This is a genomic window from Ruegeria sp. AL2 (genome assembly GCF_056540845.1).
This window is the reverse complement of record NZ_JBQFXM010000012.1, coordinates 94,100-116,592: the sequence shown is the minus strand read 5'-3', so window position 1 is coordinate 116,592 and position 22,493 is coordinate 94,100. Positions and strand designations below refer to the sequence as shown.

At 57.4% G+C, this 22,493-nt stretch carries 19 protein-coding genes; 8 read left to right on the top strand and 11 right to left on the bottom strand.

Translation table 11 applies throughout. The features are described from left to right. Window positions 1-455: 455 nt before the first annotated feature. Together gyrB and ACR0ID_RS14905 are read right to left on the bottom strand one after the other, a co-directional pair. Window positions 456-2,873 (bottom strand): DNA topoisomerase (ATP-hydrolyzing) subunit B, encoded by a 2,418-nt coding sequence (gyrB, locus tag ACR0ID_RS14910; RefSeq protein WP_480474814.1) that lies wholly within the window; start codon window positions 2,871-2,873, stop codon window positions 456-458. 114 nt (window positions 2,874-2,987) lie between these two features. Beyond that, window positions 2,988-3,560: a TetR/AcrR family transcriptional regulator gene (locus ACR0ID_RS14905; protein WP_480555246.1), complete on the bottom strand. Its 573-nt coding sequence runs from the start codon at window positions 3,558-3,560 to the stop codon at window positions 2,988-2,990. Between the two features lie 100 nt (window positions 3,561-3,660). Here ACR0ID_RS14905 and ACR0ID_RS14900 point away from each other — a divergent pair, with 100 nt between their 5' ends. Further along, on the top strand, window positions 3,661-4,227 hold the full coding sequence (locus tag ACR0ID_RS14900) for a carboxymuconolactone decarboxylase family protein (protein ID WP_209507178.1): 567 nt from the start codon (window positions 3,661-3,663) through the stop codon (window positions 4,225-4,227). Here the strand turns inward: ACR0ID_RS14900 and recF are convergent. The 6 genes from recF to mutM all read right to left on the bottom strand — a co-directional run bounded on the left by recF (window position 4,224) and on the right by mutM (window position 10,849). After that, window positions 4,224-5,321: a DNA replication/repair protein RecF gene (gene recF, locus ACR0ID_RS14895; protein WP_480606572.1), complete on the bottom strand. Its 1,098-nt coding sequence runs from the start codon at window positions 5,319-5,321 to the stop codon at window positions 4,224-4,226. The two genes, ACR0ID_RS14900 and recF, sit on opposite strands and share 4 nt — an antisense overlap. A gap of 57 nt (window positions 5,322-5,378) precedes the next feature. After that, window positions 5,379-6,500: a DNA polymerase III subunit beta gene (dnaN, locus tag ACR0ID_RS14890; protein ID WP_480519984.1), complete on the bottom strand. Its 1,122-nt coding sequence runs from the start codon at window positions 6,498-6,500 to the stop codon at window positions 5,379-5,381. 224 nt (window positions 6,501-6,724) lie between these two features. Next, on the bottom strand, window positions 6,725-8,110 hold the full coding sequence (gene dnaA, locus ACR0ID_RS14885) for a chromosomal replication initiator protein DnaA (RefSeq protein ID WP_480488104.1): 1,386 nt from the start codon (window positions 8,108-8,110) through the stop codon (window positions 6,725-6,727). Window positions 8,111-8,665: 555 nt separating this feature from the next. Beyond that, the gene (gene rpsT, locus ACR0ID_RS14880; RefSeq protein WP_039541017.1) at window positions 8,666-8,929 is read right to left on the bottom strand and encodes a 30S ribosomal protein S20; all 264 of its coding nucleotides are present in this window, start codon (window positions 8,927-8,929) and stop codon (window positions 8,666-8,668) included. A gap of 225 nt (window positions 8,930-9,154) precedes the next feature. Further along, entirely contained in the window at window positions 9,155-9,931 is a 777-nt protein-coding gene (locus ACR0ID_RS14875) for an enoyl-CoA hydratase (protein WP_480494565.1), read from the bottom strand. Window positions 9,932-9,997: 66 nt separating this feature from the next. Then, window positions 9,998-10,849, bottom strand: coding sequence for a bifunctional DNA-formamidopyrimidine glycosylase/DNA-(apurinic or apyrimidinic site) lyase (mutM, locus tag ACR0ID_RS14870; protein ID WP_480606570.1), 852 nt, complete (start codon window positions 10,847-10,849; stop codon window positions 9,998-10,000). A gap of 86 nt (window positions 10,850-10,935) precedes the next feature. On the opposite strand from mutM, the gene ubiE reads away from it, so the two are divergent. Together ubiE and ubiB are read left to right on the top strand one after the other, a co-directional pair. After that, complete coding sequence (gene ubiE / locus ACR0ID_RS14865; RefSeq protein ID WP_480474807.1) at window positions 10,936-11,688, top strand: bifunctional demethylmenaquinone methyltransferase/2-methoxy-6-polyprenyl-1,4-benzoquinol methylase UbiE; 753 nt, start codon at window positions 10,936-10,938, stop codon at window positions 11,686-11,688. A gap of 3 nt (window positions 11,689-11,691) precedes the next feature. Further along, entirely contained in the window at window positions 11,692-13,227 is a 1,536-nt protein-coding gene (gene ubiB, locus ACR0ID_RS14860) for a 2-polyprenylphenol 6-hydroxylase (protein WP_480606567.1), read from the top strand. A gap of 90 nt (window positions 13,228-13,317) precedes the next feature. Here ubiB and ACR0ID_RS14855 read toward each other — a convergent pair whose 3' ends face one another. Continuing rightward, window positions 13,318-14,493, bottom strand: coding sequence for an acetyl-CoA C-acyltransferase family protein (locus ACR0ID_RS14855; protein ID WP_480606564.1), 1,176 nt, complete (start codon window positions 14,491-14,493; stop codon window positions 13,318-13,320). A gap of 116 nt (window positions 14,494-14,609) precedes the next feature. On the opposite strand from ACR0ID_RS14855, the gene ACR0ID_RS14850 reads away from it, so the two are divergent. The 5 genes from ACR0ID_RS14850 to ACR0ID_RS14830 all read left to right on the top strand — a co-directional run bounded on the left by ACR0ID_RS14850 (window position 14,610) and on the right by ACR0ID_RS14830 (window position 19,291). Beyond that, window positions 14,610-15,173 (top strand): helix-turn-helix domain-containing protein, encoded by a 564-nt coding sequence (locus ACR0ID_RS14850; RefSeq protein WP_480606561.1) that lies wholly within the window; start codon window positions 14,610-14,612, stop codon window positions 15,171-15,173. Between the two features lie 110 nt (window positions 15,174-15,283). Then, window positions 15,284-16,468, top strand: coding sequence for a glycine C-acetyltransferase (locus tag ACR0ID_RS14845; RefSeq protein ID WP_480606558.1), 1,185 nt, complete (start codon window positions 15,284-15,286; stop codon window positions 16,466-16,468). Between the two features lie 14 nt (window positions 16,469-16,482). Next, complete coding sequence (gene tdh / locus ACR0ID_RS14840) at window positions 16,483-17,511, top strand: L-threonine 3-dehydrogenase (RefSeq protein WP_480606586.1); 1,029 nt, start codon at window positions 16,483-16,485, stop codon at window positions 17,509-17,511. A 64-nt stretch (window positions 17,512-17,575) separates the two neighbouring features. Beyond that, window positions 17,576-18,460, top strand: coding sequence for a tryptophan 2,3-dioxygenase (locus ACR0ID_RS14835; protein WP_480606555.1), 885 nt, complete (start codon window positions 17,576-17,578; stop codon window positions 18,458-18,460). A gap of 3 nt (window positions 18,461-18,463) precedes the next feature. Continuing rightward, window positions 18,464-19,291: an alpha/beta hydrolase gene (locus ACR0ID_RS14830; RefSeq protein ID WP_480606552.1), complete on the top strand. Its 828-nt coding sequence runs from the start codon at window positions 18,464-18,466 to the stop codon at window positions 19,289-19,291. A 66-nt stretch (window positions 19,292-19,357) separates the two neighbouring features. Here the strand turns inward: ACR0ID_RS14830 and infB are convergent, their stop codons facing one another. Together infB and ACR0ID_RS14820 are read right to left on the bottom strand one after the other, a co-directional pair. Beyond that, window positions 19,358-21,844 carry a translation initiation factor IF-2 gene (infB, locus tag ACR0ID_RS14825; protein ID WP_480555262.1) on the bottom strand — a complete coding sequence of 829 codons (2,487 nt, stop codon included), beginning with the start codon at window positions 21,842-21,844 and terminating at the stop codon, window positions 19,358-19,360. A gap of 8 nt (window positions 21,845-21,852) precedes the next feature. After that, on the bottom strand, window positions 21,853-22,476 hold the full coding sequence (locus ACR0ID_RS14820; RefSeq protein ID WP_480474799.1) for an RNA-binding protein: 624 nt from the start codon (window positions 22,474-22,476) through the stop codon (window positions 21,853-21,855). Window positions 22,477-22,493: the final 17 nt, after the last annotated feature.

Here is a 22,493-nt window from a genome sequence, read left to right as displayed (position 1 = left end):
TCAGGTCTCGTGCCAAGCTGGTCTCCGTCGTAGATACCAGCTTGAATCATGCCCGCCGACAGATGTGAATCCCTTTTGTCAACATGACCTAGCATCGTGTGTGACAACAAGGCCGACTGCCAGTGCGCTGAGCTATATCGATCAATGTCCGCTGTGTGAGCTGCAAGCTCAGAATCTAGTTTTGGTGGTATGGGCCGTAGCTAGACTTTGCGAAGTCTGCTTTCTGCGCGTCGCAGACCTTCGCGAGAATCCAAGCAAAAATGCCGCATGGAACCCAAGGTTCCTTAGGGAGGCCCTTTGCGGGATTGAGCAACGCAAAGGACCATAACCGCAACGACTACGCCAAATACTGATTGAATTCACCGCTAGGGCAGACAATCGCGCAGCGCAAAACTATGGGCAAACTACGCAAACTTATTGGGTGCGCGAAGTGCTATGCGCAAACCTACAAACCGTCAGAAATCCAGATTCTCGACGCTCAGTGCGTTTTTCTGGATAAATTCTCGACGAGGTTCGACAACATCACCCATTAGCTTGGTGAACAGATCGTCAGCTTCCACCATATCGTCAACGCGCACTTGCAGCAGCGTGCGTGCATCCGGGTCCAAAGTCGTTTCCCAAAGCTGGCCGGGGTTCATCTCTCCCAGACCTTTGTAGCGCTGCAAGGACAGGCCCTTTTCCCCTTCTTCCAGAATGGCGCGCAACAGGTCCAGCGGACCGTGGATCAATTGGCTACGATCACGGCGGATCAACGTGGCCGAAGTGTTGTAGACCTCTTGCAGGCTTTGCGTGAAGTTGCCTGTTTTGCGCGCTTCTCCCGACCGCAACATCGGGCCGTCCAAGGTGCGAACCTCTTCGACACCACGCAGAATGCGGGCCAGCCGAATTCCGTGATCCTGTGTGATCCGGCCCTGCCAGCCACGCTCATACTCCAGCGCGATCAGGTCCAGACGGGCGGCAACCTTGTCAGCCACCCCTTGCAGGTCTGCGTCCACCGCACCCGGCACAAAGGCACCTGCAACGGCGGCCTGTTCCAGAATGTGGCGCGGGTAGTGCGTCGGGAAGGCGTCCAGAACGCGTTTCAACTGGCGCGCTTCGTCCACCACGCGGGCCAGGTCCTGCCCGGTGATCTCTTCACCCGAACCCAGTTTCAGCACGGCGCCCTCGATCCCCTGGTTGACCAGATAATCGTCCAGAGCCGCCTGATCTTTCAGATAAACCTCTGATTTTCCACGCGAAACCTTATAAAGCGGCGGCTGCGCAATATAGAGATACCCACCTTCGATCAGCTCAGGCATTTGCCGGTAGAAGAACGTCAGCAGCAGAGTCCGGATGTGCGCACCGTCCACATCCGCATCGGTCATGATGACAATCTTGTGGTAACGCAACTTTTCAATATTGAACTCATCACGGCCGATACCCGTGCCCAGAGCCATGACAAGATTACCGATCTCTTGCGAGGACAACATCCTGTCAAACCGCGCGCGTTCCACGTTCAGGATCTTACCGCGCAGAGGCAGAACCGCTTGTGTCAGCCGGTCACGGCCCGTTTGCGCCGACCCTCCGGCTGAATCACCCTCGACAAGGAAGACTTCGGTTTTGGACGGGTCTTTTTCGGAACAATCCTTCAGCTTCCCCGCCAGATAGTTCACATCCATAGCCGTTTTGCGGCGGGTCAGTTCACGCGCCTTGCGCGCGGCCTCGCGCGCCAGTGCAGCTTCGATGATCTTGCCGACGATCGCCTTGGCCTCGGTCGGGTTTTCTTCGAACCACTCGGCAAGTTTTTCGTTCATCAGACCCTCGACCGCTGGGCGAACCTCGGAACTGACCAGCTTGTCTTTGGTCTGCGACGAGAATTTCGGATCAGGCACTTTGACCGACAGCACACAGGTCAGACCTTCGCGCGCGTCATCACCGGTAAAGCTGACCTTTTCCTTTTTCGCGATCCCGCTGGACTGCGCGTAGTTGTTGATCGTCCGGGTTAGGGCACCACGGAAACCCGCCACATGGGAACCGCCATCGCGCTGAGGAATATTGTTGGTAAAGGGCAGTACAGACTCGTGATAGCTGTCATTCCACCACATTGCGATTTCCACACCGATATCGTCGCGCTCGCCCTTGATATAGATCGGCTCGGACATAGCAGGGGTTTTGGACCGGTCGAGGTACTTGACGAACTCCTTGACCCCACCTTCATAGAACAGCTCGGTTTCCAGCCGTTCCGCCGGACGCTCGTCAATCAGGATGATCCGAACGCCCGAATTCAGGAAAGCCAGTTCGCGCAGGCGTTTTTCCAATGTCTCGAATGAGTATTCAAGGTTCGAGAATGTGTCGGTCGAAGCCAGAAACCGCACCTCTGTTCCTGTCCGGTCCCCGCATTCGCCAACAACCTTCAGGTGCTCAACGGTTTCGCCACCTTCAAATCGCGCGATGTGCTCTTTGCCATTGCGCCAGACGCGCAGTTCCAGCCAATCCGAAAGCGCGTTCACCACGGAAACACCCACACCGTGCAGGCCGCCCGACACCTTGTACGAGTTGCTGTCGAATTTCCCACCGGCGTGCAGCTGGGTCATGATGACCTCGGCCGCCGACACGCCTTCTTCCGGGTGGATGTCCACCGGAATACCGCGTCCATTGTCGCTGACCGAAACACTGGAATCGGCGTGAATTTTCACCGTCACATGGTCGGCATGACCCGCCAAAGCCTCGTCAATCCCGTTGTCGACAACTTCATACACCATATGGTGCAGACCCGAGCCATCATCCGTGTCCCCGATATACATGCCGGGGCGTTTGCGAACTGCCTCCAAGCCCTTGAGAACCTTGATAGAATCTGCGCCGTATTCTTGGGGGGCCTGTGCGTCTTCGGACATTCAGTCAGTACCTATATTATTTTGGTAACTTATACGTTTTCTGGTAGGGATTGTCACGCCATCCCCCAATATTTTGTGTTGTTCCGGATCGTTTTTTGCCGCCCGAAAAAGGGATCACAAACGATCGATATCAGAAGCGATATCCGCGGCAATTTCCAACGCGTCGACATCCTTGCGCTCGGCCGACAATCGCAGCCCGAGAATGTCCGACTGATACCGTGCCGCCAGTCGATCCGGATCATGTCCCGCCCCGATTTCACCGGCATCCTGAGCCCTGCGAAACAGATCAGCGAAACAGCCTTTCATTTCCGCCATGTGATGCGCCGCCTGATCCGCAAGGTCATGATCCTTCGCCTTCAACTCGGCATATGTCTTTGCCAACATGCAGGCCTTTGCCGGGGTCTCGACCGCTTCGATCACCAATCGGGGCTGCGCTTTCAGCGCCTCCTTCGGACCCAGTCTCTCTGCCAGGGCCTTTAAGCGCGCCACACCTTCTTGCGTATAACTCTCCAGCGTCAGCGCATAGAGCGCATCTTTCGACCCGAACGCCGCATAAAAACTGCCAGGCTTCAGCTTCAGTTCCCGCTCCAGATCCTTCAGCGATGTACCAGCCCAGCCCTGACGCCAGAAGATATCCTTCGCCTTCGCGATCAACACGTCACGATCGTATGCGGGTTTGCGGGGCATCAGCATCACCAATTTTTGAACGTTCACTCAAGTATATACTTGAGCGTTCACTCAAGAAACCCTAAATACGACCCATCGCGCCAGAAACAGGAGTTCCGACATGGCCAATTTCCCGTCTCACGACCTCGAAACCGCGCCTGAAGCGTCCAAACCGCTGCTGCAAAAGTCTCAGGCCGCTTTTGGTCGCTTGCCCGGCCTGCATAAGGTCATGGCCGAAAGCCCTCAGCATCTGGAAGGCTATCAGGTTCTGCACGGCCTGTTCCTGCAAACTGATTTCGACAATGATGAGAAAACCGTCGTCTGGCAGACCATCAATGTGGAAAACGAATGCCACTACTGCGTGCCCGCCCACACCGGGATCGCCAAGATGATGAAGATCTCGGACGAGATATCGGACGCCCTGCGTAACGAAACTCCGTTGCCTTCAGCCAAACTCGAAGCACTGCGCACCTTCACCCTGCAAGTGATGGAAACCCGCGGCAACCCGACCGAAGACCAGCTTCAGGCGTTCTTTGACGCGGGCTATTCACACCGCGCGGTTCTGGATGTCGTGCTGGGTCTGGCCCAGAAAACCATGTCGAACTACGTCAACCACATGGCCAAAACCCCGGTGGACGAGGTTATGCGCGGCTTTCTGTGGGAACGCAAAGTCAGCGAACCGGCCTAAGCGGTCACGACCGAGCCCTGATCGCTGTCGGTAACGATCAGCGTCTGGGCCCGGTCGCCCATTTCCGCAAACAGCTCAGGCCCGGTACCCGTCATCCAGGCCTGAGCGCCCAGCGCGCAAATCTCGTCATAAAGCGCTGCACGCCGCCCAGCATCCAGATGCGCGGCCACCTCATCCAGCAGAACGATCGGAGGTGCGCCCAGCATCGCCGCCAGCGCCCGCGCATTGGACAGGATCAGCGACACCAAGAGCGCTTTCTGCTCACCAGTGGAACACTCCCGTGCCGGCACGCCCTTGGCCGCGAACACACCGTACAGGTCGGACCGATGCGGCCCCACCAGGGTTCGGCCCGCTGCCAGATCCTTGAACCGGCTCTCGCTCAACGCGTCTCGCAAATCTTCCGCTGTCTCGGGCATTGCGCCTTCGGTTTGCACCAACTCCAGTTCGGCCGAAGGAAAGACCGTTTCCGCCCGGTCCTGCGCCGCCCGTAGAAGATCCAGCGACCTCAACCGCGCGGTATGGATGCGGTGCCCCGTCTCGGCCAACTGCCCTTCAAGCGCGGCGTACCAATGCGCGTCCCTGATCTGCTCTTTCAGCAGACGGTTACGTTCGCGCATCGCTTTTTCATAAATCAGCGATGTTTCGGCGTGGGCCGGGTCAAAACTCAGCGCGATACGGTCCAGAAACCGACGGCGTCCCTCAGCCCCTTCAATCCACAGACGGTCCATGGACGGGGTCAGCCAGACTACCCGTGCAAGTTTCCCCAGATTGATCTGGGTCGCCGACTTGCCATCAATTCGCACCTGTCGCGCTGCGCTGCCCTCGGACCAGGTTTCGATTTCAAACCGCTGCCCCTGAGCGTCCAGCAACCCGGACAGTTTCCAACCCAACGCCTCGGGCCGACGGGTCATCTCGGCCGCGCTCGCCCGCCGCATCCCGCGACCGGGCGAAAACAACGACACCGCTTCAAGAATATTGGTCTTCCCGGCCCCGTTCGGCCCGTGAATGGCAACCGGTCGGCCGTCCAGAGACAACCGCGCCAGCTTATGAGATCGAAAATGCGAGACCGTTAGCTCGGTCAGGGCCAATCCCATGACCCCTCCCTTCATCTTTTCAAAAATACTCCCGCCGGAGGCATCGCATCCGCGCGATCAGACGCGCATCGGCATGACGACGTATACAGCGCTCAGATCGTTGCCTTCACGCATCAATGTCGGGTCACCAGCCGAGTTGAACAGGAAAACTGCATTCTCACGATCCACCTGAGACGCAATCTCCAACAGGTATTTGGCGTTGAACCCGATCTCCAACCGCTCATCTCCGTAAGCGACAGCCAATTCCTCCTCGGCCGCGCCGCTGTCAGGAGCATTCACCGACAAGATCAGCTTGTCGCCTTCCAATTGCAACTTCACTGCCCGCGACCGTTCCGACGAAACAGTCGCCACGCGATCTACGGCCTGCGCGAATTCAGCAGCATCCACTTCAAGCTTGCGGGTATTTCCTTGTGGGATAACACGTGTGTAGTCGGGGAAGGTGCCGTCAATAACCTTCGACGTCAGCGTGATATCCGGCGTGGCAAAGCGTACCTTGGTTTCACTGACCGAAACGGCGATATCCATCTCGTCGTCATCCAACAGCTTGCGCAACTCGCCCACTGTTTTGCGAGGCACGATCACGCCGGGCATATCCGCCGCGCCAGCTGGCAAATCTGCGTCAATTCTCGCAAGCCGGTGGCCATCGGTGGCCACACAACGCAACACTTTTCCACCCTCGGACCCATCTGCCACATGCATGTACACACCGTTCAGATAGTACCGGGTCTCTTCGGTCGAGATGGCGAATTTTGACTTGTCGAACAACCGGCGCAGCAATGCTGCCGACGCGCTGAAATTCGATTGATATTCCGAGGACGCCATCACCGGAAAATCTTCTTTTGGCAGTGTCGCCAGCGAAAAATTCGACCGACCCGCTTCAACTGTCAGCCGTCCTGCGGCGCTGTCAGCAGTCAATGTCACCAGCGCACCGTCCGGCAGTTTGCGCACAATCTCATGCAGGGTTGTTGCCGCGACGGTCGTCGCGCCCGCCTTTTCGACCTGTGCGGGTGCCTTATCGACCACTTCGATATCCAGATCGGTGGCACGGAACTGGACCTGATCGCCTTCGGCCTCGATCAGGACATTGGCAAGTATAGGAATGGTATTGCGACGTTCTACAACGGACTGAGCCTGCGAAACGGCTTTAAGAAGGGTGCCGCGTTCAATGCTGATCTTCATACCCTCAATTCCTCTGACTTGCGTACCGACATGGGCGGGACTGGCACGTTAGCGGTTCCACCCCGAGGCACAAGGATTTTTTACGGATTTCTGGGTTGGAATGCACCAACCGTCAAGTGCGGCGTGCCCCACACGCCTCAGTTCTGGTGCAACCGTGGATTCTTACGCACAAAAAACGCCCCGGCACAGAAGTCCGGAGCGTTTCTTAGCACTACTGGCCCGGTTCAGGCTTCGAGAGAACGGCGCAGCATTTCCACGTCTTCAGCGATCTGACCATCGGTCAGTTTCAGCTCTTCAATGCGCTTGACGCCATGCATGACCGTGGTGTGGTCGCGCCCGCCGAACCGGCGGCCGATCTCTGGCAGCGACCGGCTGGTCAGCTGCTTGCACAGATACATCGCCACCTGACGAGGGCGCGCGTAGGATCGCAGGCGCTTGGGACCGATGATATCAGACATGCGGATGTTGTAGTATTCGGATACTTTCCGCTGAATCTCTTCAACCGTGATCTTACGCTCGGATGCGCGCAGGACATCTGCCAGACAATCCTGCGTCAGCTCCATGTCGATCTCGCGTCCAACCAACGAGGCAAAGGCAAACAGACGTGTCAGAGCACCTTCCAGCACGCGGACATTGGTCGAGATACGATGAGCCAAAAATTCAAGGACGCCATCTGCAATCGTCAGGTCGGGATAGGAACTGCTATATTGCTGGACCTTGTTCTGAAGAATGCCCAGACGCAATTCATAGTCGGTCGGATGCAGGTCAACGACCAAACCACATTGAAGGCGGGACTTTACACGATCTTCCAGATCCTTGATTTCGCCCGGGGCGCGGTCGGCCGAGATGATGATCTGCTTGTTCTGATCCACCAGCGCATTGAACGTATGGAAAAACTCTTCCTGAGTAGAATCCTTTCCGGCAATGAACTGCACGTCATCGACCATCAACACATCGACCGAACGGAACAAATGTTTGAAATCCATCATCCGGCGTTCCCGCAGGGCCTGCACGAAGCGATACATGAACTGTTCGGCTGACAGGTACAGGACATTCAGTTCCGGATGCTTGGTTTTCAGCTCCCAGGCAATTGCGTGCATCAGGTGGGTCTTACCCAGACCCACTCCACCATACAGAACAAGCGGGTTGAATGTTACCGGGCCACCTTCGGACACACGGCGCGCGGCAGCATGGGCCAGCTCGTTGGGTTTGCCCACCACAAAACTGTCAAAGGTGAAACGTGAATCGAGCGGCGCGGCCTGCAACGACTCCAAAGCGTTCTGCGCACTATCCGTCGCCGCTAAGGGTACCGGCTCTGGCTGAGTTTCGGTGACCACCTTGGCTGCGGGCTTGGGACGCGCGGGCGAGTTGGCAGCAACACGGAAGTCCAGACGCTGAACGGTTTCCCCAGCCGTATTCAGCTCGTACAAGATGAGGTCCGCAAAATTCTGGCTGACGTAGTTCCCCATAAAGTTCGTTGGCACGGAAAAAACCGCCACACCATCCTGCAGCTCTTTAAATTCCAGAGGCTCGATCCATGTGGTGTAATTATTCCGACCGACAGCCTTCAGCAATTTGTTACGCAGTAGTCCCCATTTCTCTTGTGTCATTCAGCGCCTCACGCATCCCATTCTTATTGGCCTGTCGGCCTTATCATACGAAGCCGGTTGCCCGGTCTTGCATTCACACGCCCAAAGGGAACCTGTCGCCAAACCTAACGGCTTGGCGGGATCGCCCCTGAAAGTTCGGTGCACCCGGATTTTCGACGCTCAACAATAAATGAGCGTCCCGAAACTCGGGCTGCACGTCACAATCTCATTTTTCAGACAGGGCCGAGAATCCCGGATAATCCGGACTTCGCGGCAGATCGGCAGCCCAGCTTGCGCCAGTCGTCGACGAATGTTTCCTGATCGATCTGATGCCCGTCAGTCCGATCGAGTAAACAGCCTGTCCCCCCAAGCGAGTGAATCGCTGACATCAGTGGTAGCAACTTGAAATGGGGCGCGGCAACGAAACTCTGATATTGACTCGGGTCTTTGGTCGAAAGAATCTCTCGGTTTCGTGAAGGCGCGGTATTCCGGCAACACGAAAAAAGGCGCCGCAATGCGCAGCGCCTTTGACATTAGTTCAGCCTTGCTGACTTGACCTAGGGTAACCCGCAGGCTTCAACCCAGAGCTTTGACCCGGGCCGACAGGCGCGACATTTTACGCGCAGCAGTGTTCTTGTGGAACACGCCTTTGGTGACGCCGCGCATCAGCTCGGGCTGGGCGGCGCGCAGTGCTGCGGTTGCCGCATCTTTGTCACCGGATGCAATCGCTTCTTCGACTTTACGCAGATAGGTGCGGATGCGCGAACGACGCGCTTTGTTAACAGCGAAACGCTTTTCGTTCTGACGGGCGCGTTTCTTTGCCTGGGGCGAATTTGCCATGTGTCTCTGACCTTCGTTCGGTACGGTTATCAAGGGTTGCGCGCCACGGACATATCCGCACCGGATCAGAAATCACGAGTGTGAGTCGGGCCAAGCGGGCCGCACGCGCATGTATTGCGGCGCTCATTACCGAACATTTCAAGGATTGCCAAGCCGATTCTTGGATCTCACAGACCCGGCAAAGAAAAGGCGGGCAACACCCGCCTTTCATTAGTCTCTTGCGTTCTACTTGTCACGAAACTGCGCAGCCCGCTTTTCAAGAAACGCCGCCATGCCTTCTTTCTGGTCTTCGGTGGCAAACATGGAATGGAAGACCCGACGCTCAAACAGCATACCTTCACTCAGCGGAAGCTCGTAACTGCGATTGACCGCTTCTTTTGCCGCCGCTGCCGTCAGTGCCGATTTCTCGGCTATTTTTTGCGCCGCACCGACGGCTTCTTCGATCAGCTTCTTGGCCGGTACGACCCGGCTGACCAAACCAGCGCGCTCGGCTTCGTCCGCGTCCATGAACCGCCCAGTCAGGTTCATGTCCATCGCCTTGGACTTGCCGACAAAGCGCGTCAAACGCTGGGTGCCGCCCAACCCGGCTATGACGCCAAGGTTGATTTCAGGCTGGCCGAATTTTGCAGTGTCCGCAGCAATGATGAAATCGCAAAGCATTGCCAACTCGCATCCCCCACCCAGAGCATAGCCCGCGACCGCGGCGATGATCGGTTTGCGAATCGCCGAAACCCGATCGTTTGCATCAGCAAAAAGGTTGGTTGTGTAGACATCGACAAAGCTCATCTCGGACATTTCCCTGATGTCCGCGCCTGCGGCAAAGGCCTTGTCCGATCCGGTGATGACGATGCAACGCACCTTGTCGTTGCTGTCCGCCTCTTCCAGCGCGGTACACAACTCACCCAGTAACTGGGAGTTCAGCGCATTCAACGCATCTGGTCTGTCGAGTTTGATTAGGGCGACGTGGTCTTCGATTTCGACGATGATCGTCTCAAAAGCCATGAGAAAAAAGCTTCCGGTTGTTCCGTTCAGTTACGAGTCCTTACCACGCGAATTCTCTGGATCAAGCTATCTTTGGCATTGCGCACAGTAGAAGGATGAGCGACCGGACTGGGTGATTCTCTGGATCAGACCATTGCAACCCTCGGTTCGGCAGGGCTTTCCTTCACGACCGTAGACATCAAAACTGTGCTGAAAATATCCAAGTTCTCCATCAGCTTGCCGGAAATCCCGCAGGGATGATCCGCCTGCTTGGATCGCGTCCTGCAACACCTTCCGAATGATGGGAACCAGCGATGCGACACGCGCCGCAGAAATTTGCCCTGCTTTGCGACGTGGCGACACCTTGCCGCGATAAAGCGCTTCGCAAACATAGATATTCCCCAATCCGGCAACGATTCCCTGATCCAGCAGGGCTGATTTGACTGGGGTATTCCTGCCTTTGAGCGCCTCAATCAGGTGTTGCTCGTGGAAATCATTGCCCAAGGGCTCTGGTCCCAGAACCGCCAGAAGCTTGTGATCCTCGGCTGTGGCTGTGGGCAGCAGGTCCATCGCTCCGAACCGGCGTGGATCGTTAAATGTGATACGCGTCCCGTTGGCCATGTGAAAAACAACATGGTCATGTTTATCAGCGGCAGGATGTTCGCGCAGGAAATGACCTAGTGGATCCCCTGACACCGTCATTCGCCCGGACATCCCCAGATGGATCAACAATGTCTCGCCGCTGCTGAGATCGGCCAGGATATATTTTGATCGCCGCCGTAACCGATCCACGCGCTGCCCGGTCAGCCGTTCTGCCATGCGTTCGGGAAATGGCCAGCGCAGATCCGGGCGATTCACATCGGCGCGTTCGATCTCGACCCCCTCCATCGCAAGGCTCAGGCCGCGTCTTACGGTCTCGACCTCGGGCAATTCCGGCATTACAGGGCTCCTATTCCAAAGGGCCGCATTGTGCCCCGCTTCCAGAGCCCTATAACAGAAGCGAAATTCGACAAACGGCAAGGCTTATGTCCGACAACAGCGACAACACCACTCATTTCGGGTTCGAAACCGTACGCGAGGCTGACAAGGCCGGGCGCGTGCAGGGCGTGTTCAACTCGGTCGCCTCGAAATATGACGTGATGAACGATGTCATGTCGATGGGTATCCACCGGGTCTGGAAAGACGCGATGATGGACTGGCTAGCTCCGCGTCCCGGTCAGCGTTTGCTGGATGTTGCGGGCGGAACCGGTGACATTTCCTTTCGCTTTCTGAAACGTGCAGGCTATGGCCATGCCACGGTTCTTGATCTGACAGAACCCATGCTGGTCGAAGGCCGGCAACGCGCCGAAGCCGACCAGATGGCCGACAGCCTGAACTGGGTGGTGGGCGATGCCATGGCCCTGCCGTTCGAGGACAACACCTTTGACGTCTACACGATCTCGTTCGGCATCCGGAACGTGACGCGCCCGCAAGAGGCCCTGAACGAAGCCTTTCGCGTGCTGAAACCCGGTGGCCGCCTGATGGTGCTGGAGTTCAGTCAGCTTCCTAATGACGGGTTGCAAAAGCTCTATGACCTCTACAGTTTCAATGTCATTCCACGCATGGGAAAACTGATCGCGAATGATTACGACAGCTATCAGTATCTGGTGGAGTCGATCCGTAAGTTTCCTGATCAGGAAACCTTCCTGAACATGGTCCGAACTGCTGGCTTCGAAAACGCCAAATACCGCAATCTCAGCATGGGTATCGCCGCGCTGCATTCCGGCTGGAAAATCTGACACATGCGTGGCCCACATAATATCATCCGCCTGATCCGAACGGGTGCCACGCTTGAGCGCACCGGTGCCATGAATGTCGTGCTGGATGCATTCGAAGCCCCGCGCCCGCTTCGCGTCATCGCTCATGCTTTGGGCAAACCGTTTCAGTGGCTGGGCTACAAAGGCGACCCGCAGATGCCACCCGCAACCCGTGCCCTGACCGCTTTGGGTCCGGCATATATCAAATTCGGGCAGGTGCTTTCCACCCGCCCTGATGTCGTCGGCAACGAACTGGCAGAACAATTACGTGTCCTACAGGACAAACTCCCGCCTTTTTCCCGGACAAAAGCCATGGCCGAGGTTGAAAAGGAACTTGGACAGCCTGTGGCGGACGTGTTCTCTGAGTTCAGTGAACCTATTGCAGCCGCGTCCATCGCTCAGGTCCACAAAGCCAAACTGGTTAACACAGGCGAAGATGTCGCCGTCAAAGTTCTGCGCCCGGGGATCGAGCGCGCATTTCGTAAGGATGTGGATGCATTTTATTTCGCTGCTCGCATCGTGCAGCTTTTCGCCCCCGGTGCCCGCCGTCTGAGGCCCATGGAGGTCATTGAACATTTTGACGGCGTTGTTCGGGGCGAACTGGATCTGCGTCTGGAAAGCGCTGCCGCCTCGGAATACGCGGCCAACACAAAAGACGACACAGGGTTCTGGCTGCCGCCCGTCTTGTGGTCACTGTCGGCACGGCGCGTGATGACACTCAGCTGGGCCGACGGTGTTGCATTGGGTGAAAATGACGCACTGGACGCCGCAGGCCACGATCGCCGCGACCTGGCTGAACGTGTGCTGCGTCTATTCCTTCTTCACGCCTTGCGCGACGGCTATTTCCACGCCGATATGCATCAGGGCAACCTAAAGGTCGCCGCCAACGGTGACATCATCGCTTATGATTACGGTATCATGGGCCATATCGACGAATACACGCGCCGGGTCTATGCCGAGATCCTGTTCGGTTTCATCCGCCGCGACTACAAGCGCGTGGCCGAAGTGCATTTCGAAGCCGGTTACGTTCCTGCACATCAGGACGTCGATGAATTCGCCCGCGCCCTGCGTGCGGTTGGCGAACCGATCTTCGGTATGGATGCCTCGCATATTTCGATGGGCCGTTTGCTAAGCTATCTGTTCGAAGTGACAGAGCGTTTTGGCATGGAGACACGTACCGAGCTGATCCTCCTACAGCGCACGATGGTCGTGGTTGAAGGTGTTGCCCGGTCACTGGATGACCACATCAATATCTGGGAAGTCGCCCGCCCCGTGGTCGAAGATTACATTAAACAATCCATCGGCCCGCGCGCCGCGCTTCGTGACTTTGCCAAAACCGCTTTGGTTCTGGCACGCTTTGGTCCGCGCCTGCCGACATTGGTCGAAAACGCGTTGATTGCACAGACACACAAAGAAGAACCGAAAAACTCGGGTCTTTTGCCAAAAATCCTGCCAGCCGCTCTCGGTGCAGTTGCCGGCGCAGCCATAGTTTTGTTGATCACGACACTCGGCTGGTTGTGATCCGCAGCTTCATCTGGCTGAAAACATCCTCGGGGGGAATCGCGCCTTGCGCGATGGGGGGGCAGACAGCCCCCCTTGCCCAAACCTGGATCAGAGCCGCTCGATGGCAATGGCTATCCCCTGACCGCCACCAATACACATGGTGATCAACCCTTTTGATCCACCTGTACGCTCCAACTCGTAAAGTGTCTTCATGGTAATGATGGCGCCCGTCGCGCCTACAGGGTGCCCCAGCGCTATCGCGCCTCCATTCGGGTTCACTTTCGCTGCATCCAACCCAAGCTCCTGATTGACGGCCAGCGCCTGCGCGGCAAATGCTTCGTTGCTTTCGATCACATCGAAATCTTCCACCGAAAGACCCGTCTTCCTGAGCAGGTTTTGCACGGCCGGTACCGGGCCAATACCCATGACTTCGGGGCGCACGCCAGCATGTGCATAGCCGATTACACGCGCTTTTGGCTTCAACCCGGCCTTTTCCGCCGCATCCGCCGTTGCCAGAACCATCGCCGCCGCGCCATCGTTGATGCCCGAGGCATTGCCTGCCGTTACACGCCCATCTTTCTTGAACACAGGTCGCAACCCGGCCAGCGCTTCGGCGGTCGTCGCTTTGGGATGCTCATCAACTTTGAAATCCACCATGTCCCGCTTGACCTTCACCTGAACGGGCACGATCTGGCTTTCGAAATATCCGGCTTCAATTGCGGCGGCCCCGCGGGTCTGGCTGGCAAGGGCGAATTCGTCCATCTGTTCACGGCTGATCTGGTGTTCATCGGCAACGTTCTCGGCCGTCACACCCATGTGCCCTGTGCCAAAGGGGCAGTTCAACGCACCCAGCATCATGTCCAGTGATGTGACATCACCCATTTTCGCGCCCCAGCGTGCCTGTGGAACAATGTAAGGGCTTCGCGACATGCTTTCTGCCCCACCTGCCACGGCAAAATCGGCATCGCCAAGCATCAAGGACTGCATTGCCGACACGATCGCCTGTGCGCCTGAACCACACAGTCGGTTTACATTCATCGCAGGGGTGCCGTTCGGAATCCCGGCCTGCATCGCGGCAACGCGCGACAGGTACATGTCCCGAGGCTCGGTGTTGATGACATGACCAAACACAACATGCCCGATTTGAGCACCTTCTACCCCTGACCGCTCCAAGGCCGCTTCGGTGACCACCGTCGCCAGATCAATGGGCGCGGTTGACGCAAGTGCGCCACCAAAAGTTCCAATCGCGGTGCGCGCACCATCCAACAATACGATGTCTGTCATGTCTTTCTCCTCTTGGAATCGTCGTCAGTATGCACATGCAGCATGATCCTGTCCTATAGGACGTGCCGTCACGGATGGAATTGACAAGCGGGGTCCCAACACGCATGGATTCCGTCATGACGGAGAACACAGACGATATCCTGAACCTTTTGCCCGCCCGCCTGAAAAACGCACGCCGGGCCAAAGGACTGTCGCTGGAAGCAGTCGCAAACCTGAGTGGCGTGTCCAGATCCATGGTTAGCCAGATCGAACGCGGGGAAAGTAGCCCGACGATCTCGACCCTCTGGAACCTGACCCGTGCGCTACAGGTGGATTTTGCCGGTCTTCTGGAAGGTTCAAAAGCCAGTGATCAGATCGAGGTGCTGCGCGCGTCCGAAGTGCCCAGCATCGACAATATGGGGCAGAACTGCCGCATTCGCATCCTGTCCCCGCCGGAAGAGGCCGGAGGTCATGAGGTTTACGATATCGAGTTCGACAAAGGCGGGGCCTTGAACAGCCAGCCCCATGCGCGCGGCGCGCGTGAGCAGCTGACCGTGCTGGAAGGCGCCGTCAAGGTTACATCGGGCAGTGCCGTGTCGGAACTGAGCCAAGGGGATACCGCCCGCTATGCCGCGGATATCGTGCATTCCATCTCGGCCAAAGAACCAGCGCGGGTGTTTCTGATCGTAAAGAACGCCTAACATCAGCAGATTTCCGCCTTCACGGAAAATTTTCCTGTATATTGAAATTCCCCTATTTGGGAAATCCATCCGCTATGTTAGACGTGCGACTCAGTTGAACGGAGGTCGCCATGGCAGATGCATTCCTGTCCCACATCACGGACACACTCGCGCAGATCGAATCCGAGGGGCTGTATAAGCGCGAACGAATGATCACCTCGCCTCAGGGCGGTGAGATTACGGTTGGCGGCAAACGGGTGATCAACCTGTGCGCCAACAACTATCTGGGTCTTGCGGATCACCCCGCGCTGATCGAGGCCGCAACAAATGCGATGGGTCCGAAAGGATTCGGTATGGCCTCGGTCCGGTTCATCTGCGGGACGCAGGATATTCACCGTGAACTGGAACAGCGGTTGGCGAAGTTCCTGAACAAGGACGATGCGATCCTGTTTGCGGCCTGCTTTGATGCCAATGGCGGGCTGTTCGAACCGTTGCTGGGGCCTGAAGATGCCATCATTTCGGACAGTCTGAACCACGCCTCGATCATTGACGGGGTGCGGCTGTGCAAGGCCAAGCGCTATCGCTATCTGAACAATGACATGAACGACCTGGAAGCGTGGCTGAAGCAAGCGCGCGAGGATGGCGCGCGTCACATCATGATCGCAACCGATGGCGTGTTCTCGATGGATGGCTATCTGGCCAACCTGCCGAAAATTCGCGAACTGGCTGACAAATACGACGCCATCGTGATGGTCGATGATTGCCATGCAACGGGCTTCATGGGGCCGCGCGGTGCAGGAACACCGGATCACTTTGGTGTTGATGTCGACATTCTGACTGGAACTTTGGGCAAGGCACTTGGGGGGGCAATCGGCGGCTACATCGCCGGGCCGCAGCCAGTGATCGACCTGCTGCGGCAGCGGGCGCGGCCCTATCTGTTCTCGAACTCGCTGCCGCCATCCATCGTCGCCGCAGGGATTGAGGCGATCCGCCTGGTCGAAGAAGGCGACATTCTACGCGCGCAGTTGTTCGGAAACGCAAAGTACTGGCGTGCCGGTTTGGAAAAGCTTGGCTTTGACGTTTTGCCCGGCGAACATCCGATCATCCCTGTCATGCTGGGCGACGCGACGCTGGCACAAGAGATGGCCACCAAGCTGTTTGACGAGGGCGTGTATGTCTCGGGCTTCTTCTTTCCTGTTGTTCCCCGCGGGCAGGCGCGGATCAGAACACAGATGAACGCCGCCCTGACGCGGGACGAACTGGACCGCGCTCTGGCGGCCTTTGGCAAAGTCGGCAAGGAACTGGGGGTGATCTGATGCGACCCAACACGATGAAAGCGCTGGAAAAGTCGAAACCCGAAGAGGGGTTGTGGATGGTACAGGCCCCGGTCCCGGAAATTGGGCCTGATGAGGTGCTGATCAAGATCAACAAGACCGGAATTTGCGGTACCGACATTCACATCTGGAACTGGGATGAGTGGGCCTCTCACACCGTTCCGGTTCCGATGATCACTGGTCATGAGTTCGCTGGGGAAATCGTTGAGATTGGGCGCAACGTAACCGGCCTGAACGTTGGGCAGCGCTGTTCCGGCGAAGGGCATCTGATCGGCACTGAAAGCCGTCAAAGCCGCGCAGGCAAGTTTCACCTCGACCCCGGCACGCGCGGGATCGGGGTGAATGAACAGGGCGCGTTTGCGCAATACCTGAAACTGCCTGCCTTCAATGTTGTTCCCCTACCGGATGATATCCCGGATGAGATCGGGGCAATCCTTGATCCGCTGGGCAATGCGGTACACACCGCGTTAAGCTTCGATCTTCTGGGCGAAGATGTCCTGATCACCGGCGCAGGACCCATTGGCATCATGGCCGCCGCCGTTGCCCGCCATGCAGGTGCCCGTAACGTTGTGATTACCGACATAAACGCTGAACGATTGAAACTCGCGGAACATGTCGTGCCGTCGGTGCGGACCGTTGATGTTTCCAAACAAGATTTGCACGACATCATCGCACAGCTAGGAATGAAAGAAGGCTTTGATGTGGGGCTTGAAATGTCCGGCTCACAAGCCGCGCTTGACCAGATGGTCGAAGCGCTTGTGATGGGTGGGAAAATCGCCTTGCTGGGGATACCGCCGGGGAAATCTCCAGTCGACTGGTCGCGTATCGTTTTCAAGGCGATCACAATCAAGGGTGTCTATGGTCGCGAAATGTTCGAGACCTGGTACAAGATGATCGCCATGCTGCAAAATGGCTTAGATGTGTCCCGCGTGATCACGCATCGCTTTGCGGTTGATGATTTCGCGGATGGTTTTGCCGCGATGAAATCCGGCCTCTCAGGCAAGGTTGTCCTTGACTGGACCTAACCCGCTGGAAAGTTACGAACTCAACGCCTAGACAGGTGCAAGGATCGCACAACGGAGGCATGAGATGGGCGAGAACAAAGACGATCGTCTGTTGCAAAGAGGTGTCGAAGACACTCTGATCACTGATTTCGCCGAGACACATCGCAAAAGCTATGGAGATTTTCTGCAACTCAAAACGCTGCTGAATCTGCAAAAGACCTTTCAGGACCCTGCGCAGCCGGACGAGATGCTGTTCATTATTATCCATCAGGTCAGCGAACTGTGGCTGAAACTGATGCACCACCAACTGGTCGAGGTGCGCCGTTTTCTGCAACAGGATGAATTTGGCCCAGCCATGAAAAACCTCGACCGAATCAAGGCCATTCAACGGCAGTTGATTGCGGCTTGGGAAACCCTGCTGACCATGACGCCTGCCGACTATATGACGTTTCGGCAGGCTCTTGGCAGCTCGTCAGGGTTTCAGAGCTACGGGTATCGGCAGATCGAATTCATTCTCGGCAACAAGGATGCCTCAACACTGAAGGTCCATACGCATGACCCAGAGGTGATGGAGATGCTGAATGCCGCACTGACCAAACCGTCGCTTTATGACGAGGTGTTGCACATGTTGGCCCGCCAAGGGTTCGATGTGCCCAAAGATCTGATCGAACGCGATTACGCCCAACCCTATTCCGGCGATTCGCGCGTGGTGCAAATTTGGGTGGAGGTGTTTCGAAACACTGAAAAATACTGGGATCTTTATGCTTTGGCCGAAAAGCTGATGGATGTGGAAAGTTTGTTTCAACGCTGGCGCTTTGACCATGCCACCGCGGTTGAGCGCGTGATCGGGATGCAACCTGGCACTGGTGGCTCAAGCGGCGTGGCCTTTTTGCGAAAGGCGCTAGAGCTGCGGTTTTTCCACGACCTTTACGACGTGCGTACGGAATTGATATATAGCGGGCAGAACTAAGACATGTTGTATCGAGGATTTTCGCAATCCGATCTGGAGCGGGAGTACTCTCCCAGCACAATGATCGGCGGCGACCTGAGCCCCTATCTTGCCAGTTATCAGGCGCTGAGTGCTCAGGCGCGGGCCGGCTTTCCGGTACGGGAAAGTCTGGCTTATGGTGACAGCCCCCTTCAAGTTTTGGATTTCTTTCCCGCTCGCGATGACAAGGCACCCCTGCACGTCTTCATTCACGGCGGGTACTGGCAGGCGCTCAGCCAGAATGAGTCGTCTCTGATGGCGCCGGGGCTGTTGGAACACGGGCAAGCTTTTGCGACTGTGAACTACACGCTGGCACCCGATGCCCGGATTGGCGACATGATCGACGAGTGCCGTGACGCGTTGTTGTGGCTGGCGGCCCAGGCTGAGGAGTTGGGGTTCGATCCGTCGCGGATCACCCTGTCAGGTCACAGTGCAGGCGCGCATCTGGCGGCGATGGTGATGGCAACCTCATCAGACGCCCTTGCCAAAGCGGGGCTCCGGGTGCGGGATGTGCTTCTGATCAGCGGCATATACGACCTGGAACCGATCAGCCTGATGTCGGTGAACGATCCGCTGCAATTGACACCGGTCGAGGTCAACGATCTGTCACCCATCCGCAATCTGCCCCGGCCCGGTCCTCGATACCATGTTTCGGTGGCCGAACGGGATACGGATGAGTTCATTCGCCAAAGCCGTGACTATGCCGAAAGGCTGCGAAAGTCCGGACACTCTGTCAGCTTTATGCTCGCGCAAGGAATGCATCATTTCGATATCATCATGCATTCAGCTACGTTTCTGCCCCAAACAAAATAAGCGCCTCGACAAATGAAAACAGCGGCCTAAGGGGGTCGCTGTTTTTCGTTTTCAACTTATGCCGGGTTAGTCCAGCGTGCGGGTGACTTCTTCGCGCTCGAAGATTTCGATCACGTCGCCTGCGCGAATGTCATCGTAGTTCTCGAATGCCATACCGCATTCCTGACCCGACTGAACCTCGGCCACTTCGTCCTTGAAACGCTTCAGTGTTTTCAGCGTGCCTTCGTGAATCACCACGTTGTCGCGCAGCAGGCGGACACCGGCGGAACGGCGCGCCACACCTTCGGTAACCAGACAGCCGGCAACCTTGCCAACGCCGGTGACCTTAAAGACTTCGCGGATTTCGGCGTAACCGATGAACTTCTCGCGAATCTCGGCGCTCAACAGACCCGATGCGGCAGCTTTCACGTCGTCCACCAGATCGTAGATAACCGAGTAATAGCGAATCTCGACACCTTTCTGGTTTGCCGTGTTCCGGGCAGACGCATTGGCCCGCACGTTGAAACCCAGGATCGGAGCACCCGAGGCCTCGGCAAGACCGACATCGGTTTCGGTGATTGCACCCACGCCCGAATGCAATACGCGCACGCGTACCTCGTCGTTGCCGATCTTCTCCATCGCCTGAACGATGGCCTCAGCCGAGCCCTGCACGTCCGCTTTCATCAGAATCGGCAGTTCGGTGACGCTTTCGTCTTCCTTGGCCTTCTGCATCAGCTGCTCAAGGGTGGTAGCGGCACCGGCGGCAGCGCGTTTGTCCTTGGCGGCCTGCTCGCGGTAGGCGGCGATCTCGCGCGCCTGTGCTTCAGTCTCGGTCACGTTCAGAACGTCACCGGCTTCCGGTGTGCCATTGAGACCCAGAACCTCGACCGGAACCGAAGGACCCGCTTCCTGAACGCGTTCACCCTTGTCATTGATCAGCGCACGGACCTTACCGTACTGCTCACCCACAACAAAGATATCGCCCTGACGCAGCGTGCCGTTCTGAACCAGAACGGTCGCGACCGGACCACGGCCTACATCCAGCTGCGCCTCGATCACGGCACCCTGGGCTGCGCGATCGGGGTTGGCTTTCAGTTCCAGAATCTCGGCCTGCAATGCGATGGCTTCCAGCAGCTCGTCCAGACCCTGACCGGTGATGGCGGACACTTCTACGTCCTGAACCTCACCCGACATTTTCTCGACGATCACCTCGTGTTGCAACAGATCGGTGCGCACCTTGTCCGGATTTGCATCATGCTTGTCGATCTTGTTGATCGCCACGATCATCGGCACTTTGGCCGCCTTCGCGTGATTGATCGCCTCGATTGTCTGCGGCATGACCGCGTCATCGGCAGCGACAACCAGAACCACGATATCGGTCACCTGAGCACCGCGCGAGCGCATCGAGGTAAACGCCGCGTGGCCGGGTGTATCCAGGAATGTCAGCGTCGATCCACCATCGGTTTTCACCTGATAGGCGCCGATATGCTGGGTGATGCCACCGGCCTCACCAGCCACAACGCGCGCATCGCGGATTGCATCCAGCAGCGATGTTTTCCCGTGGTCGACGTGACCCATGATGGTGATGACGGGCGGACGAGGCTTCAGATCGTCTTCGCTGTCTTCGACCTCTTTGATGACGTCCTCAACATCCGAATCAGAGACGCGTGTGACCTTATGGCCAAACTCTTCGATGATCAGTTCGGCAGTATCAGCGTCGATGGTCTGGTTTTGCGTGACCATCATACCCATCTGCATCAACGATTTGACCACGTCAGCCACACGCTCGGCCATACGGTTGGCCAGTTCCGAGACCATGATCGCCTCAGGCAGTTGTACGTCGCGGATCACCTTTTCACGCTCGACCGAACCGCCCATGGCTTTCTGACGGGCGCGTTCCTGCTTGCGCTTCATCGCTGCCATCGACCGCTGGCGGCTGCCTTCGTCACCAGTGGCCTGACCCAGTGTCAGCTTGCCTGAACGACGGTTGTCTTCGCGGCCCTTGCCACGACCGCGCTGTTCGCGTTCGCGATCCTGCTTGCGAGGCGCGGCTGCAGGCGCAGGTTTGCTGGCCGGGCTACGTGCAGCTTTGGCTTCTTCAGGGGCCGGCGAAGCAACAGCAGCAACAGCAGCACGCTTGGCTTCTTCTTCAGCCTCCACGCGCTTGCGCTCTTCATCTTCGGCTTTCTGACGGGCGCGCTCTTCGGCTTCACGCTGCTCGCGCTCTTTCGCTTCCTGTTCCGCACGGCGGCGCACGCGCTCTTCTTCGCGTGCCTTTTCAGCGGCTTCGCGTTCAGCGGCCTCTTCGACCTCGCGGGCCTTGGCAGCCTGCAAAGCTTTCATACGGCGCGCCATTTCCGCGTCGGAAATACCTGCGGGACGACGCGACGGATCACCCGAAGGGGCGGCACCGCCACCCGGCTTTGCCGCGCCCGGCTTGGGGACCACCACGCGCTTGCGTTTGGTTTCCACCACGACATTCTTGGTGCGTCCGTGGCTGAAACTCTGTTTCACATTTCCGGGGCGTGCCCCGCCACGAAGACCCAATGTCTTTTTGCCGTCACTATCGCTCATAAAGCTTCTTACCCTTCCGCGCGGCCCTTGCCGCCGTCATCCGTTTCGCGCAAGCCACGCAGGCGCTGCGCTTCCTCTACAACACGTTTGGCGAGTCCGCCAGAGGCCAAGGCCGCATGAATCACCGTTTGGCGCCCAAATGCTTGCCCTAATTCGTCTGCCGTCAGCCAACCGATGTATTTTCCTAAGTGCGGCGTACTGAGCTTCGACTTGCCGCGCCCCGATCCATCAGTGGCCTGAATCAGCACCTGAGCCTCTTCCCGGTCCAGCCACGACTTGACCTTTTCATACCCGGCAACCGCGTCGCCGGACTTGCGCGCCAGACTGAGCAACTCAATCACACGGCGCGCGATCTGTTTTTCAACCTCTGCCGTCAGGTCTTGAGGCACGGTCACCTGTGCCTTGAACCCCCGCGCAAACAGTTTCTTGCCAATGGCCTTGTCCAGCGCGGCACGATCCGCCGCCACATAAACGCCCCGCCCCGGCAACTTTGCCGCGACATCCGGAAAGACCTGACCGTCCGGCCCCGTCACAAAGCGGATCAAGCCATATTTAGGCTGAACCTCGCCTGTGGCGATGCACTTGCGTTCGGGTCCGTCAGACCGATCCTTATGGACGCCACCGCGACCCATACGCGCCACCCGAGACC